Annotated in this window: 14 protein-coding genes; 11 read left to right on the forward strand and 3 right to left on the reverse strand. The window is 49.4% G+C overall.

Annotation, left to right across the window (positions count from 1 at the left end):
* Positions 1-71 precede the first annotated feature (71 nt).
* The 4 genes from C1H71_RS05290 (at position 72) to C1H71_RS05305 (ending at position 4270) form a co-directional block, all read left to right on the forward strand.
* Positions 72-965 (forward strand): HD-GYP domain-containing protein, encoded by an 894-nt coding sequence (locus C1H71_RS05290; RefSeq protein ID WP_130105637.1) that lies wholly within the window; start codon positions 72-74, stop codon positions 963-965.
* Positions 962-2578, forward strand: coding sequence for a bifunctional diguanylate cyclase/phosphodiesterase (locus tag C1H71_RS05295; protein WP_130105638.1), 1617 nt, complete (start codon positions 962-964; stop codon positions 2576-2578). Before C1H71_RS05290 ends, C1H71_RS05295 begins: the two co-directional genes overlap by 4 nt.
* Positions 2579-2702: 124 nt before the next feature.
* Positions 2703-4025 (forward strand): deoxyguanosinetriphosphate triphosphohydrolase, encoded by a 1323-nt coding sequence (locus C1H71_RS05300; protein ID WP_130105639.1) that lies wholly within the window; start codon positions 2703-2705, stop codon positions 4023-4025.
* The gene (locus C1H71_RS05305; protein WP_130105640.1) at positions 4022-4270 is read left to right on the forward strand and encodes a hypothetical protein; all 249 of its coding nucleotides are present in this window, start codon (positions 4022-4024) and stop codon (positions 4268-4270) included. The genes C1H71_RS05300 and C1H71_RS05305 overlap by 4 nt, the downstream gene beginning before the upstream one ends.
* 52 nt (positions 4271-4322) lie before the next feature.
* On the opposite strand, the gene C1H71_RS05310 is transcribed toward C1H71_RS05305, so the two are convergent.
* Complete coding sequence (locus C1H71_RS05310) at positions 4323-6134, reverse strand: sigma-54-dependent Fis family transcriptional regulator (protein WP_130105641.1); 1812 nt, start codon at positions 6132-6134, stop codon at positions 4323-4325.
* A 267-nt stretch (positions 6135-6401) separates the two neighbouring features.
* On the opposite strand from C1H71_RS05310, the gene adh reads away from it, so the two are divergent.
* The 3 genes from adh to C1H71_RS05325 all read left to right on the forward strand — a co-directional run bounded on the left by adh (position 6402) and on the right by C1H71_RS05325 (position 11117).
* On the forward strand, positions 6402-7922 hold the full coding sequence (gene adh / locus C1H71_RS05315; protein ID WP_130105642.1) for an aldehyde dehydrogenase: 1521 nt from the start codon (positions 6402-6404) through the stop codon (positions 7920-7922).
* 355 nt (positions 7923-8277) lie between these two features.
* Positions 8278-9291, forward strand: coding sequence for a DUF475 domain-containing protein (locus C1H71_RS05320; RefSeq protein ID WP_130105643.1), 1014 nt, complete (start codon positions 8278-8280; stop codon positions 9289-9291).
* A 209-nt stretch (positions 9292-9500) separates the two neighbouring features.
* Complete coding sequence (locus C1H71_RS05325; protein ID WP_130105644.1) at positions 9501-11117, forward strand: methyl-accepting chemotaxis protein; 1617 nt, start codon at positions 9501-9503, stop codon at positions 11115-11117.
* On the opposite strand, the gene C1H71_RS05330 is transcribed toward C1H71_RS05325, so the two are convergent.
* Complete coding sequence (locus C1H71_RS05330; RefSeq protein WP_130105645.1) at positions 11114-12007, reverse strand: LysR family transcriptional regulator; 894 nt, start codon at positions 12005-12007, stop codon at positions 11114-11116. The genes C1H71_RS05325 and C1H71_RS05330 overlap by 4 nt on opposite strands.
* A gap of 116 nt (positions 12008-12123) precedes the next feature.
* On the opposite strand from C1H71_RS05330, the gene C1H71_RS05335 reads away from it, so the two are divergent.
* Both C1H71_RS05335 and C1H71_RS05340 read left to right on the forward strand, forming a co-directional pair.
* Positions 12124-12723 (forward strand): FMN-dependent NADH-azoreductase, encoded by a 600-nt coding sequence (locus C1H71_RS05335; RefSeq protein ID WP_130105646.1) that lies wholly within the window; start codon positions 12124-12126, stop codon positions 12721-12723.
* A 496-nt stretch (positions 12724-13219) separates the two neighbouring features.
* A complete protein-coding gene (locus C1H71_RS05340) occupies positions 13220-14077 on the forward strand; it encodes a pirin family protein (protein WP_130105647.1) in 858 nt (285 codons plus the stop codon).
* A gap of 97 nt (positions 14078-14174) precedes the next feature.
* Here the strand turns inward: C1H71_RS05340 and C1H71_RS05345 are convergent, their stop codons facing one another.
* Positions 14175-14723, reverse strand: a complete 549-nt coding sequence (locus C1H71_RS05345; protein WP_130105648.1) for a helix-turn-helix domain-containing protein — start codon at positions 14721-14723, stop codon at positions 14175-14177.
* Positions 14724-14824: 101 nt separating this feature from the next.
* On the opposite strand from C1H71_RS05345, the gene C1H71_RS05350 reads away from it, so the two are divergent.
* Positions 14825-15607, forward strand: a complete 783-nt coding sequence (locus tag C1H71_RS05350) for an aldolase (RefSeq protein WP_130105649.1) — start codon at positions 14825-14827, stop codon at positions 15605-15607.
* A gap of 42 nt (positions 15608-15649) precedes the next feature.
* Positions 15650-16531 carry a dihydrodipicolinate synthase family protein gene (locus tag C1H71_RS05355; RefSeq protein ID WP_130105650.1) on the forward strand — a complete coding sequence of 294 codons (882 nt, stop codon included), beginning with the start codon at positions 15650-15652 and terminating at the stop codon, positions 16529-16531.
* The last annotated feature ends 76 nt before the right edge of the window (positions 16532-16607 follow it).

Consider the following 16607-nt stretch of genomic DNA (forward strand, 5'->3'; position numbering starts at 1 on the left):
TTTATGCGGATAGCCAGCCCATCAAACAAGAGCTGCAGCAGGCTAAAACCATACACCGCTCTGCCAGCGATATGATTGCGATTTCCATGGCCGAAATCAGCAGAGACTTACAACCGCGTGCAGAGGCAATTAATACTGTAGTCAGTGAGATGGTTGATTCGATTATCCGCAATCCCAGCGCACTGCTTTGGCTATCCCAGCTCAAAAACGCTAACAGCTACACCTACGAGCATGCCTTAGATAGCGCCGTTTATATGCTGGCTTTTGGTCGGCACTTAGGCTATCCCCGCGAAGATTTACACACTTTGGGATTTGCTGGATTTATGCTGGATATTGGCAAAATGAAATTGCCTAAAACGCTATTACAACACCACGGCTCTTACTCGCCAGAGGAGTTTTCTATGATGAAAACCCACGTATGGCATGGCTTAGATATCTTGAATCAGATTAAAGATGTACCACTTGATGTTTACGATATGGTGGCTCGCCATCACGAGCGCTTAGATGGCAGTGGTTATCCTATCGGTTTAAAAGGCGAAGAGATCGGGCTATTTTCTAGCATGGCCGGTATTGTAGATTGCTTTACAGCCATGACCAGCGATCGCTCTCACGCCGAAACGAAAACCTCGCATGCCGCCTTGCAATTGCTTTATAAATGGAGCGATAAATCCTTCCACCCCGCCTTGGTTGAGCAATTTGCCCAATGCATTGGGGTGTTTCCGGTGGGAGCCCTGGTTGAGCTTAGCAGTGGAGATATTGGGATTGTGACGGGGCAAAATCGCAGTAGGCGGCTTAAGCCCAAGGTATTACTGATTTTAGGGCCAGATAAACTACCCCATGCACGGCCTAGCCAGCTGGATTTAATGATTAATCCATCTAGCAGTACCGGGCAAGAAATCAGCATTCGCAAAGAGTGGCCACAGGGTAGTTTTAATATTAATCCACGAGAGTATTTTCAAGGATGAGTACCTCACCCTTAGCCAACAGCAGCGACCTAAGCCTGCTTGCCTGCTATCAACTCAGTACACAGAACTCATTAAGCCAAGCCCTAAGCAGGCAAGCCCAAACACATTGTCAAGAAAATCCCCAAGACGACACGCTCTACGATAGTTACTTTCAAGCCCTTCTTAAGGGGGAAGCTATCAACATTTGGCCGCAGCTTAGCCAACACGGCCTTAACCAATCCACCTTAATGATCTTAAGTTGGCGAGAACAATTACTCCCCCATTTACCTGCAGACGCTGAAGTGCTGATAAATCGCCTCAGCCTAGCCGAGCTAGAAAAAGCCCTTCAGCAGCTACAAACGCGCATGCCATTACAAATAGATTCACCCGCTCAAGGCTTAGAAAATGCCAAGCTACATACTCAAGCAGAGCGAAATATCGGTCTACTTTTTATAGAAGCTGATCATCTTGAATCGCTCAGAGCCAGCGCGATAAAACTACTAAATGAAATGCTGCGCCCGCAAGACAAAGTATTCCCTATCGAGGGGGGAGTATTAATGATTTTGCCCAATATGCTAGGCGAAGGGCATGCTTTCTTAGCGGCTAACCGTGCACAATCCCTGCTAAATCAATCCCTTACAGAATACTCAGTAAGCCCACGGATCGGCATTGCGCTATGGCCTGTGCATGGCGTAAATCTAAGACAATTAATCCATTGTGCCAAAGCGGCAGCCAAACAATGCAGCAATGAAGAGCCCGCTGTGTATCAAGCCGAGCGAGATATCCAAGGCTTGCTGCTTGCCAAATTAGAAAAACCCCTACGTGAAGCACTGGCAAACAATCGCTTTCACCTGGTTTTTCAACCCCAGGTACAGCCGCTTAGCAATGGCGTGCTTTATAAAGGAGCCGAAGCGCTACTGCGCTGGCAAGACGAGCAACTAGGCTATGTGCACCCCGATGAAGCAGTGCGAGTGGCCGAGCAACTCGGGCTGATGCCACAGCTTACCCGCTGGGTAATTCATACGGCTTTGCGCGAGTTTTCCCTACTTAGCCAAGCGGGGCTAAAGGGCAGTTTAAGTATTAATCTAACCCCATCTAATCTACTGGATTCGCGCTTAGCGCAAGAGGTAGATAACGCACTTAGCCTATGGAATATCCCTGGCGATCGCATTATTTTTGAGATTACCGAATCCGCCGCAATCGAGGATTTAGAAGCCACCATCAGTAGCTTGTATGGGCTAAAGAAACTAGGCTGTAAGCTAGCCCTCGATGATTTTGGCACGGGTTACGCCTCGCTTTCTTATTTAAAGCGCCTGCCAATTGATAAGCTAAAAATCGACCAAAGCTTTATTCGCACAATTACTCAATCAGACACCGACGCACATATCGTAGAAAGCGTGATTAATTTAGCGCACACACTCAATTTAAGCGTGGTGGCCGAGGGCGTAGAAGATCAAGCCACATCAGAAAAACTAATCGCCTATGGCTGTAACCTGATTCAAGGCTATTATTTTAGTCGCCCACTCGCAGCCAATGACTTACTGCAATATTATCTTGCAACCAAAGCAGCGAATATCAAAATACATAGTCCACGAAAAACACCAAAATCACGAGTAAGCCTAAGGACGCGCTAATTAACGCCATAGCTCATCTTTCAGGACTTAATCTGACCCCAGCCCCCCTCCTCGAAGGAAAAGGCTCGTTCAGATCATCACGGAGTGTTTTTCTAAGACGAACATAGCCCAATGAGACCCATCTATGATGAACTGGCAACAGCTCCTAAACGCCGAGCGACTTGGCGCAGTACGTAATGATTTATTTGATCACGAATCAGGGCGCAGTGATTTTCATAAAGACCACGACCGCATCGTTTTTTCCTCTCCGTTTCGCCGCTTAGGGCGCAAAACTCAGGTTCACCCGCTAACTGAAAACGATCATGTACATACCCGCCTCACCCACTCCATTGAGGTGAGCTGCGTGGGGCGCAGCTTGGGTATTTTAGTAGGGCAAAGGCTGCAATACGCACTGCCGCCGCATATTAACGCTTACGATATCGGTGCGATTGTGCAAGCTGCCTGCCTTGCCCACGATATTGGCAACCCGCCATTTGGCCATGCCGGTGAATACGCAATCCGCGATTGGTTTTGCCGCGATCAACACGCCTATCTGCTACAAAATCTAAGCGCCAACGAGCGCCTCGATTTAATGACATTTGAAGGCAATGCTCAAGGTTTTAGAGTAGTCACCCAGCTAGAAAACCACCGTTTTGAAGGCGGCATGCGCCTAACCTACGCCACGCTGGGCACGACGCTTAAATACCCGTGGACATCCAGTGAAGCCACGCCCAGCGGCAAATTTAGCTGCTATCAATCTGAAAAAAACATCTTAGAAGAAATTGCCATCGAATTAGGCCTACCTAAGGTCGATAAAAACAGCTGGGCACGCCATCCACTCTCTTATTTGATGGAGGCCGCCGACGATATTTGCTACGCCATTTTAGATTTAGAAGACGGTATAGAAATTGGCATGCTGGCTTACGAGCAAGTCGAGCCGCTCTTAATTAAAATTTGTGGTGGTCAGCAAGACCTGCTGGAGCTAGAAATCGCAGCAGCGCCATCCACTCGCCGCAAAATATCGCTGCTGCGTGGTAAAGCGATCGAACGCTGCGTACTCAGTGCCACTGAAACCTTTATGCAGCAATACACCACGATTATGGAAGGCAAATTCAAGGGCGATTTACTTAGCGCCTGCCCCAACAGTATGAAAGACGGCATCAACGCCGCCAAGCAGCTTGCCCGTGATCGTATTTTTAATGAAAGGCGCAAAATAGAAATTGAAGTGGGCTCATTTACCTGCTTAGATATTCTGCTGGGTGCCTTTTGCAACGCAGCCTACCAACAAAAAGTATCGCCTCAACTGAGCTTTAGAATGAAACGAATCCTCGATTTAATGGAATACAACGCCCCTAAAAAAGAATGGCCGCTCTATGAGAGCTATAGCCGAGTGCTGGATTTTATCGGCGGCATGACCGATAACTACGCCACCTATCTAGCGCAACAAGTAGGAGGAATGGGTAAATGAAAGCTTTGATCTTACTCAGCATGCTCGCCATTAGCCTAAGCGGCTGCGCCGTAGTGGCCGTCGGCGCGGCCGCTGTTAGCCTCACCACCACCGCTGTTGGAGTGGCTTACGATGTGGGCAAAGCGGGAGTAAAAGGCGCAGTGGCCGTGGGTGGCGCAGCAGCAGATGCTTTAAGTAGCTCACCCACTCCCACAACAGCGCCCGACCCAACGCCAGTCATCAACACCCCCGCCCAGAATCAGTAGAGGTGCGGGCGTTGAAGCAGGAATCGTTTTATCAATGAAGGAATGCCATCGTTTAAGCTACACCCAAGCTGCGCCGCCGCCGGTAGAGCGTGCTGCGCGCCACACCAAGTGCAGCTGCGGCTTTACTGATATTGCCTTCAAACTGGGCAATAGTTTGTTCAATCAGCCCTTGGCTGTTGCTGGCTAGGGAGGCTTTGCTGACCGACGTTTGGTAGGCCTCTGGCAAGTCGCAGATGCCCAAACTATCGCCATCGTCAGCTAACGCCAGTAGGGTTTTCAATACGCTGAGTAACTGCCTTACATTGCCAGGCCAAGGATAGCGGCTTAATGCCCCCAGTAGCTCGTCTTCCAGCCGAATCTGCCGTTTTACCCCTCCTAGATTTTGCCAAAGCCCAGAGATAAAACCGAGCAAATTTGCGTGTTCGCGCAGCGGAGGAAGGCGCATGGTAAAGTCTTGCAGGCGATAGAATAAATCGGCCCTAAACTCCCCTGCAGACACCCGTTTAGGCAGATCGCGGTGGCTGGCGCAAACAATAGCGAAATCTACTTTATAAGACCGACTGCCCCCCAACGGGGTGACTTCACGCTCCTGCAGCACCCGCAGTAAACGCGCCTGCATAGCCAGCGGCATATCGCCGATCTCGTCTAGCAGCAATACGCCGCCATGGGCCTCGCGTAATTTACCCAGATGCCCTTTACGCTTGGCTCCCGTAAACGCACCCTCTTCATAGCCAAATAATTCAGATTCAATTAAGGATTCAGGTAGGGCGGCGCAGTTAATCGCCACAAACGGGCCTTTGCTGCGCTGGCTGGCTTGGTGCAGCGCTCTGGCAAATACCTCTTTACCGCTACCGGTTTCGCCCTGTAGCAGTACTGCCACGCCAGCATTAAGTACCCTGACCGCTTGATTTAATTGTTTTTGAAAAGGCTGCACCATGCTCTGCTCGTTAAACTCTGGCTCAATCAAGGTGCGAATCGCGAGCTTGGCCTTAGGCGCGGTAATGGTGATATAAAAATGCTGGCCGCGCTGGGTATAGATTTGCTGCGCCACGGCGATGGGTTTTAAAGCCGCATCAAATAAATCTGCAAAACGGCTGCGGCCTAAGTCTTGCCAGCTTAAACCTAGCCAGTGTAGCGCCACACGATTGGCGGCAATCAGAATATCCCCAGCAAAACTCAGTACCCCCTCCCTTGGCGAGCCAAGTAACGCGTTGCGCGGGTGCAGCCGCAGCAACCAATGCTCATCCCCAGCCAAGCTCAGCCAACGGTGCTCAATCTGCTGCGCAGCAAGGCGCACCAAGCCCAAAGCGTGCAGATGATGCAAACTGGCGTCACCCGAAACATTCAGCACCCCAGCCAGTCGCCCATTGGGCGCAAATACGGGTGATGCTGAGCAAGAGATGCCGATATTTTGTGCCAAGAAGTGCTCACCGCCCCTTACCTCCACCGAATCACCTAGCGCCAGCGCCATGCCAATTGCATTGGTGCCCTTAGTGGCTTCAGCCCAGCTCACGCCTGGCAGCAGCGCCACTTGCTCGGCCTTTTTCATAAATTGCGGATTACCGGTGGTATTCAAGATGAGGCCAGTGGCATCGGTAAGCAACACCACGCTCTGCGTACCTAGCACCTGCTCATATACGCCATCCAGCTCTGGCAAAGCCACCCGCAGTAGATGCTCATTGGCCTGCAGCGCCTGCTGCAAATTGGCGCTTACGAGTGGATCAAAGCCCCCATCCGCCAATCCCTGCTGACGGCAGCGCAACCAAGATTCAGCAATCTGCTGCGGCAAGCTGGCTGGGCAAACTCCTTCTTCAAAAAACTGACGGCGCGCTTGCGTACTTAGAGCGGGCAGTGAACTAGGCATGGGGGATCTCCTTGTTGCAAGCGTTCAAACCACTGTTGCAAATTGCAACACTTGCAAGGTTTATCTGCCCCACAATATACGTTAAACCCTTGTAAATACGAATATTTACCGCTTTTACAAATGCCGCATTGCAATATTTAAACAGCGCTCATTAGCTTTCATAAAGTTTTCACTTACATTGCAGCGCAGCATGCTCATACGCAGGCATGCTTTCTGCTAAATAGCAGTGGACAGGGGCAGCAGCCCTAAACCCAACGGAGAAGCAGCATGAGCACATTGATTCCAGGTCAGTATGGTTTTCCACTGCAATTAAAAACGCGCTACGCAAACTATATCAATGGCGAATGGCAAGCACCGCTGGCTGGGAAGTATTTTGAAAACGTCAGCCCCATCACCGGTAAAGTCATTTGCGAAATCCCCCGCTCAGACGCCAGCGACATCGAAATGGCGCTCGACGCAGCCCACGCAGCCAAAGACGCTTGGGGTAAAACATCAACCACCGAACGCGCCAATATTTTGAATAAAATTGCCGACCGTATCGAGGCTAATCTAGACATGCTGGCCACGGTAGAAACTTGGGATAACGGCAAGCCCATCCGCGAAACTCGCGCGGCCGATTTGCCCTTAGCCATCGATCACTTCCGCTATTTTGCTGGGGCGATACGCGCGCAGGAGGGCAGCATTGGCCAGATCGATAACGATACCGTGGCCTATCATTTTCATGAACCGCTAGGCGTGGTTGGGCAGATTATTCCTTGGAATTTCCCAATTTTGATGGCCACTTGGAAGCTCGCTCCTGCGCTGGCGGCAGGCAATTGCGTAGTGCTCAAACCCGCCGAACAAACCCCGCTCAGCATTTTGCTACTCATGGAAGTCATGGGCGATTTGCTACCTAAAGGCGTGCTCAATATCGTGAACGGCTTTGGACTTGAAGCAGGCAAGCCACTAGCCTCCAGCTCGCGTATTGCCAAAATCGCCTTTACGGGCGAAACCACCACCGGCCGCTTGATCATGCAATACGCGGCGCAAAACCTGATTCCAGTGACGCTGGAACTAGGTGGCAAATCGCCCAATATCTTTATGCCCGATGTGATGAAGCACGACGATGCCTTCTTTAATAAGGCCATCGAAGGCTTTGTGATGTTTGCCCTCAACCAAGGCGAAGTCTGCACCAGCCCAAGCCGCGCCCTCGTTCACGAATCGATTTATGATGCCTTTATGGACCGCGCACTGACCCGCGTTGCCGCCATTAAGCAGGGTAATCCGCTGGATGCCAGCACCATGCTGGGCGCGCAATCTTCTATGGAGCAAATGGAAAAAATCAGCGCTTACTTAGATATCGGCCGTCAAGAAGGTGCAAAAGTATTGGCGGGTGGCGCGCGCGCCCAAATGACAGGGGAGCTGGCGGGTGGCTATTACATTCAGCCTACCGTCTTCCAAGGCCACAATAAGATGCGGATTTTCCAAGAAGAGATCTTTGGGCCGGTGGTTTCAGTCACCACTTTTAAGAATGAAACCGAAGCCTTAGAAATCGCCAACGACACGCTGTACGGCCTAGGCGCAGGCCTATGGACCCGTGACAGCCATGCCGCTTACCGTATGGGGCGCGAAATTCAAGCGGGCCGCGTTTGGACTAACTGCTACCACGCCTACCCCGCTCATGCAGCATTCGGTGGCTATAAACAATCGGGGATTGGCCGTGAAAACCACAAAATGATGCTCGATCATTACCAGCAAACCAAGAATTTATTAGTGAGCTATAGCCCAGATGCCTTGGGATTTTTCTAAGCATGGGCTAGCAGCCTGTCGGACTTAAGACTGATCTACTACGGAAAAGCCGGATTTGGCCATATTTCACGCATTTTCTCGTTGAATAGCCAGCTATTCGCCTCAAAAACCCGCGAAACCTGTCTCAAACCGGTCTTTCCCTCGCTACGATCGCTTAAGTCCGACAGGCTGCTAAGGTCTGTTTTCTTTAGAGGGATCAGAAGGCTTACGCTTTTTAACCCGCTCCAAACTTTGCCCCATCTAACTTACTTACAAAGCGCCCGCCAATCTGAAAGATCTTAATTACCCGAAGCCATGACGCACTTGTTAAAATATCGGAGTTGAAATACAGAACCCTTACATACCGAGACGCTCAATGTTGTCACACCTACGCTTTTTTAAAAGCTCATTTATTATTACGCTACTGGGCTTGGCTGCCGCCTACGCCTTAGGCGGCCCTAAGGCCATGTTTATTGCCGCTATTTTATCGGTATTAGAAGTATCGCTTTCTTTTGATAATGCGGTGGTCAATGCCACGGTATTAAAAGATATGGATGCCGTCTGGCGTAGACGATTTATGACCTGGGGCATGTTAATTGCCGTATTTGGTATGCGGGTTATTTTCCCTGTATTAATTGTGGCGGTGATTGCCCAGCTTAGCCCCTGGGCAGCGCTCACCTTAGCTATCCAGCAACCTGAACAATACGCAACCACATTAACCTCTTCGCATATTATTGTGGCAGGTTTTGGTGGCGCTTTTTTAATGTTGGTATTTTTAAAATTCTTTTTTGATCAAAATAAAGAAGTGCATTGGTTACCTATTCTTGAATCACCCTTAGTTAAAATGGGTAAAATGGGCGGGGTTGAAATTGGTATTTGTTTAGCGATTGTTTACTTTATTTCCACGCAACTTGCTCTCCATAACCAACTCGATTTTATCCTAGCGGCCATTACAGGAATTATTATCTATATCATTGTGGATGGATTTGGTGCTTTATTGGGTAGCGAAGAAAACCACAGCCAAACTGTGGTGGTAAGAACAGGTTTTTCTGCATTTATGTATTTAGAAGTATTAGATGCTAGCTTTAGCTTTGATGGTGTCATTGGCGCATTTGCCTTATCTAATAATATTTTTATTATTGCAATTGGCCTAGGGATTGGCGCAATGTTTGTTCGATCCCTAACGATTATGTTTGTAGAGAAAGGTACTTTGGATCAATTTAGATATTTAGAGCACGGTGCTTTTTATGCCATTGGTGCCTTAGCTTTTATTATGTTTATCGGCACTTTCCATGAAATTCATGAGGTTATTACTGGCTTGATTGGCGCAATATTTATTATTGTTTCCTTAATTGCCTCACTGCGATACAAAAAAAATCATTCTAGCTAACATCCCACAGAAGGCGATTCCCCATCGCCTTTTTTTTTGCTCTCTTTTATCGCCATTTTCTGACGAAAAACTAAAACTATCCTTCTTTTTTCTTTCACGAAATAGCAATAAAACATTGCCCGCTTATCAGTTTACTCAATTAATTATGTTACATTTAAACAAATTAGTTCTACCTTTTAAATACCATCCTGACCTAAGATGAGAAAACCATGAAAGTTAAGCACAAGCTAATCTTATTATCTGGCAGCCTACTCGGTATTATTTTAATGCTAGCGGTGCTTAGTCTTAGCTGTTTAGAAAATGGCTCTAAAAAATTTCAAACCACCATTGCAGATCGAGTGATGCCCTTAGTGCAACTCAAGTCTGTATCAGATATGTATGCCATCAATATTGTGGATACGGTGCATAAAGTCACCAATGGCAGCATGAGCATCGCAGCCGGCTTAAAAAATGTCCAAACCGCCAGAAAAACCATCAAAGAGCAATGGCAGACCTATCACGCCACCGAGCTCACCGCTGATGAAAATAAGCTGGTAGAAATCGCCGATAAAAATATGTTAGCCGCGGGAGCTAGCTTTGATCAGCTCGAGAAACTCTTAGCCAGCAATAACTTTGCGGCCATCAATGAATATGCCGCCACAACGCTTTATCAAAGTGTTGATCCTATTACCGACACGGTAGATAAACTAATTAAACTGCAACTGCACGTAGCACAAGAAAACTTAGCTGCATTTAGCAGTAGCCACGATCAAGCCTTGGTTGGCGGCGCAGTATTTGTGATTATCGCCACCTTATCGGGTATTTTGCTGTCTGGCTGGATTTTGCGCTCACTACTCAACGATTTAGGTGGCGAGCCTAGTGATATGCGATCCGCAGCCACACGAATTGCTGAAGGCGATTTAGCCTCACCTGTGCATGTACCAAGCAATATGCGAGATAGCTTAGCTGGCGCAATGGAATCAATGCGCACCCAACTGGCCGCCCTTGTAGAAAACATTCAAAACTCATCTAACCAACTTGCCACCGATGCCGCACAAACCCGCAGCAGTAGCCAAGAAGTACACGAATCCGCAGGAGAGCAAAGCGATGCCGCCGCTCGGATGGCTGCCGCAGTCGAAGAGCTTTCAACGGGAATGTCGTATCTTAAAGATTATTCAAGCTATGCCTTTGAAGTCGCCACCGCCTCTGGCAAACATGCCGAGCAAGGTGCGCTGGCTTTAAATGAGCTGACCAAAGAAATGCAAATTGTGGCCGATAGCGCCCATACCGTCACCGACACCGTTAACCATTTAGAAGAACATAGCGCCAGTATTGGTCGTGTAGCAAGAGTGATTCAAGATATCGCCGAGCAGACTAATTTACTCGCCTTAAACGCCGCCATCGAAGCCGCCAGAGCTGGCGAGCAAGGCCGTGGCTTTGCCGTTGTGGCTGATGAAGTTAGAAAACTCGCCGAGCGCACCACCCAAGCCACGCGTGAAATTCAGGAAACCCTTAGCACCATAGCCAGCACCACACATACAGCAGCCAGCAATATGCGCAATAGCTTACGCCAAACCGAGCTTGCCTTAGAGCACGCCAACCACAGCAGTGAAGTGCTGCTTTTGATTAAGCAAAGCGCTGCTGAAACCAAAGAAGCCATGGCGAAAATCTCCGATGCCTTGGCCGAGCAAAACACAGCAGGCCAAGAGATTGCCGTGAATGTGCAGCTGATTGCCGTGATGACAGAGCGCTCCTTCTCTGCATCAAAAGAAATCAATATCGCCGTGGATCATAATGCTGAGCTGGCGCAATCGCTAAGACTAGCTGCGGTACGCTTTAGTTGCTAAGCCTTTAAAGCCAGCTCTAGCAGATCCAAAAAAACCCGTGTTTTAGCGGGCATTAAGCGCCGCTCTGGAAACACAGCCCAAGCCGCCACGGGGGGCAAACACCAGTCGGGTAAAATACGCACCAACTCGCCCCGCTCCAAATAAGGCTTCGCAAAAGATTCGCTAACCGCCGCAATCCCCTGCCCACGGCAGGCCATACGGATGAGTAATTGAGGGGAATTGGCGCAAAATTTAGGCTGTGGCTGTATATGCTGCGTAGCCTTACCCTTTTGCAAAGCCCAAGGCAGCGCGCCGCCGCTGCTTTTTAATATCGCCAAGGTATGGTGGTTATTTAACTGCTCCGGCCCATCCGGCAAGCCATTCACCGCCACATAGCATTGCGATGCATATAGGCCCACATTAAATAACGCAATCCGCCTAGCAGCCAGCATGGCATCACTCGGTAAATCCCCCATCCTTAGCGCTAAATCAAAGTTCTCTGCCAGTAAATCTACTCGGCGTGGGGATAAATCTATTTCTAAACGAATTTGCGGATAACGCTGACTAAATGCATGTAAAAAATCATCCAACACCAAAACAGCAAAATCTCCAGGTAAAGACAGCCGCAATAAGCCGCTCGGCTCGGCTTGCCGATGCTCCACCAGCGCCACGGCCGCATCCAACTCATTGGCAATCTGCCGCGCATGCTCCAACACATGCAGGCCAAACTCGGTAAGCACCAATTTACGGGTACTACGTAGCAATAATCGCTCGCCCAATGCCGTTTCCATATTGGCAATTCGCCGCGATACGGTGGATTTAGGCAGCCCCATCCGTTCAGCAGCGCGGCTAAAGCTACCTGCATCCGCCACACGAGCAAATAGCAGCAGATCATTGGCTTCTATTTTCATAGTTTCGACCATTGTTCCATTAATGGAACAATACTATCCATTTTAAGGACTTCTGCCCATTAATCTCTAAGGCTACATTAGCATTATTCCAAGACACAACGAGCAAGAGAGCTGACATGAACATCTTACAAATCAACTCCAGCGCACGCAGCAACGGTGCTTTCTCTACACAACTGGCTAATGTGCTGGCGACAAAACTACTGAACAGCCACGCAGGCTCAACACTGGTGTTACGCGATCTCGCCACCAATCCACATCCAGTACTGGACGAAGCCACTTTAGCCGCGCTGATGACCGCTGCTGAAGCGCGGACCGCAGCCCAAGCCGCCAGCGTTGCCAAAAATGATGCATTGATCGCCGAAGTACAAGCAGCAGACACGCTCATCATTGCCACTCCGATGTATAACTTTGGCATTACTGCTCAACTTAAGAACTGGATCGACGCCATTGCCCGCGCCGGTGTTACTTTTAAATACGGCACCAACGGCCCAGAAGGCTTACTAATAGGCAAAAAAGTGTATGTAGTTCTCACCCGTGGTGGTGTGCATCGCGGCACAACAGGCGACACCATCGCAGACTATATGCGTACCGTTTTAGGCTTTTTAGGCATGAGCCAAGTGGAATTTATCTACGCCGAAGGCCTAAACATGGGCGATGAAATGCAAAGCAAAGGCATCAGCCAAGCCCACAGCGAAATCGAACTGGCGGTGGCTTAAGGCAAAGTTCTGCAGACACAAAGGACACAGAGTTTTAAAACGGAAAGTCGTAGGGCGGGTGCAACCCCGTGTATTTATTTAGCATGATTCGCGGGTTGCACCCTGCGCTAACCTGTTTGCTTTTTTTCCGCAAACAAGGAAAAAACGTAGTAACAACGATCTCAGCATAGGGCTTTCATGTCCCCTTGAAACACGCCGTAGCAAGGAACAAGCGGGGCGGGGGATCGCTTGGGAGCGAGGTACGAGCCAATCCCGCCCGCCGCCGACTCGATTGTCCGCAGTGCAGGGGCCTTCGTGTTTCGTGGGGTGGCCTTCTTTGGCTTCGTTTCTTGGCCACGCAAGAAAGGAAGGTCCAGCGGGACGCCCGCACCAAAATTAACGTGCCGAAGGCACTAAAAAGATCTTTTTTAATTTGGTTTACGAGTACGGAGTGAAACCCGCCCTACGAAAAAAGACTTGGGTTTTGTTTGCACAGTTAAATAAATGGAGATACACCATGAACACCGAACTGGTAACTCGTCCACGCACTTTAGAAAGAAAAGTACAGGGTCGCCCAGTGATGGAAGGTGCGGGTGTCAAAATTAACCGTGCGCTGACCCAATCTTTGCAACAAAGACTAGACCCATTTTTAATGCTAGACGCCTTTAAAAGCGACGATCCGCAAGACTATCTGGCAGGTTTTCCAGAGCATCCACACCGAGGCTTTGAAAGCGTCACCTATATGATTGCCGGCAAAATGCGCCACAAAGACAGTGCGGGCCATGAAGGCTTACTAGAAAACGGCGGTATGCAATGGATGACGGCCGCCAGCGGTGTCATGCATTCCGAAATGCCCGAGCAGGAAAACGGCCGTATGGAAGGCTTTCAGCTATGGCTAAACCTGCCAGCAACCGAAAAAATGAGCGCGCCTTGGTACAAAGATTTTAAAACCGTGCCCAGTGTAACCACCGACGCCGGTGTGGCGGTGCATGTGATCGCGGGCCAAAGCCACGGCACGAGTGGCCTCGTTGAAAAAGCCGCCACCCAGGCGCTGTATTTAGACTTGCATCTGCCCGCTGGCAGCGAATTCACCCAAGCCATCCCTGCCGGGCACAATGCCTTTATCTATGTTTATCGCGGTGATGTAGAGATTGAAGGCTCTGCGGTTGCCAGCGAGCAACTGGCCATTTTTGCTAACGATGTAAATAGCGACGGCATCCGCATCCAAAGCCCCGCCGCCAGCCGTGTGCTGCTGTTTGCTGGCCAGCCGCTCCAAGAGCCCATCGTGCAATACGGCCCGTTTGTGATGAACTCTCAAGCAGAGATCTCGCAAGCGGTGGCTGATTTCAGGGCGGGGAAGTTGGGGGCTTTGTAAAACGGTTTGCTACAACGCAAGATATGATTAACTTTCAAGATAGCTGCTAACTAAAACAAGATAGTTCAGCATGTGTACAGGCGCATGCTGATTTTTTTTATTGGTGACGCTCATTACTCACCACCACCAACATCTGTGCCTGCATCTCTCCCACGCTGCGAGTGCGATGCGGGATAAGCGCATTAAAATACAATGAATCCCCTGCACTAAGTTGCACCGTTTCAGTCGGAAACTCAATCTCCACCACGCCTTGGTGAACAAATAAAAACTCTTCCCCTTCATGCTCCACAAAAGCTGAATCCGCAAAATCTTCTGGCGGGTAGAGCATAAAAGGCATCAGCTTCTTAGCCGCCATTGCCAAAGCAATGCTCTCGTACGCACGGCGCGGCCCCAGCGCCGGATCACCCAAACTGCCCCGCTCATCTGCCCGTGTAATACAAACTAATTCCCGGTTATTGATGGCAGAAAATAACTGCTCCACATCGACATTCAGTGCTTTAGATAATTTCAAGGCTACCGCAATCGATGGCACGCACACGCCCCGCTCTACTTTAGATAAATAACTTTTAGTCAGCCCCACTTTCTCTGCCAGTGCTTCTAATGTCCAACCGCCCTGCTTCCTGAGTAACTTCAGTCTGATATTCATAAGTAAATAGTTACATTCTCAAAAAAATCTATTTTAACACATGACACAAGTGTCTTATTATAAACACCGTGTCATTCAGCACATTACCGCTAGGAGGATCTATGTCAAGCACCTTGCACTTATCTAAAACCGAACTTATCCATATTGCTCAGCAACGCTTAGATGCGGCAATCATCGATCACCCTTGGAGCGAACGGGAAAAGATCGCTTTAAGCTGCCGCATTTTATTTGACCAAGGCCATGATTCAGGCTTAGCTGGGCAAATCAGCTGCCGTGCAGAGCAAGAAAACACCTTTTACACTCAGCAATTAGGCTTAGGCTTTGATGAAATAACTCAATCTAACCTGATTCATGTAAATCATGATCTGGAAGTCATCAGCGGTAGCGGTATCCCCAATCCGGCAAACCGTTTTCACACTTGGATCTACCGGGAACACCCAGAAGTAAATTGCATTATTCATACCCACCCACTCTATGTTGCCGCCCTATCGATGCTGGAGCAGCCGCTGATTATTTCGCACATGGATACCTGCCCGCTCTATAACGATTGCGCCTTTCTGCCGCAATGGCCGGGTGTACCGGTAGGCAATAGTGAGGGTGAAATTATTTCTCAGGCACTTGGCAATAAACGCGCCATTCTGCTGGCCCACCACGGCCAGCTGGTAGTGGGCACAACAGTTGAAGAAGCCTGCTATTTAGCCATCCTGATCGAGCGAGCCGCAAAATTACAATTACTCGCCATGGCGGCCGGAGAGGTCAAGCCTCTGCCACCGCAATTAGCAAATGAGGCTCATGACTGGATCTCTACAAAAAAACGTAACTCCGTCAACTTTGATTATTACGCCCGGCGTGCAATCAATATGCACCCAGATTGCCTGCTTTGATTCACAAAGCAAATGACCGTATTTAATATTGGAGAACAAATTATGAAACCACTCTTTCACGGCATTATCGCCTATCCGGTCACGCCCTTTGCTGAGCACGATGGCAGTGTCGACCTAGCACAACTCACCAAGCTCATCGACAAATTAATTAACGATGGTGTACATGCTATTGCGCCACTGGGCAGCACTGGTGAGAGCGCATATCTGTCTGATGAAGAATGGGATGCCGTGACCAGCGCCTCCATCAGCGCCGTAGACAAACGCGTACCCATCATCGTCGGCATTTCTGACTTAACCACCAAAAACGCGATCCGCCGCGCCAAATATGCCGAGCAAGCCGGTGCTGATGCAGTCATGGTTTTACCTGTCTCCTACTGGAAACTCAGTGAAGAAGAAATCATCCGTCACTATTCCAGTATCGGAGCCGCGCTCAGTATTCCCATCATGCTCTACAACAATCCAGCCACCAGCGGAATCGACTTATCGCCTGAGCTGATTGTGCGCATCAGTAAAGCGGTGAGCAATGTGACCATGGTGAAAGAAAGTACCGGCGATATTCAGCGCATGCATCGCCTGAATCAATTAAGCAATGGCAGCCTGCCATTTTATAACGGCAGCAACACCCTGGCACTCGCCGCATTAAGTGCAGGGGCAACAGGCTGGTGCACCGCTACCCCCAACCTGAATGCGGCACTGCCGCTGGCTTTATACAATGCCATCAGCACTGGCGATTTAGCGGCTGCTCGCCAGCACTTTTTCAAACAATTGCCGTTACTGCAATTCATCATGAAAGGAGGCTTACCGACCACCATCAAAGCAGGTTTACGCTTACAAGGCTTTGATGCAGGCATACCACGCGCGCCATTGCTGCCACTTGGGGAAAAAGGCAACGATGAACTACAAACCATCCTGAACGGCATTTAACCCGCAGCAAGGGCAAACAGGCATCAGCTCTTTCATACGCAACTTAAAGTGAATGTAAGAGCTGCCCTCGCTCACT

This window comes from Iodobacter fluviatilis, assembly GCF_004194535.1.
In the GTDB taxonomy this organism is placed as follows: Bacteria; Pseudomonadota; Gammaproteobacteria; order Burkholderiales; family Chitinibacteraceae; genus Iodobacter; species Iodobacter fluviatilis_A.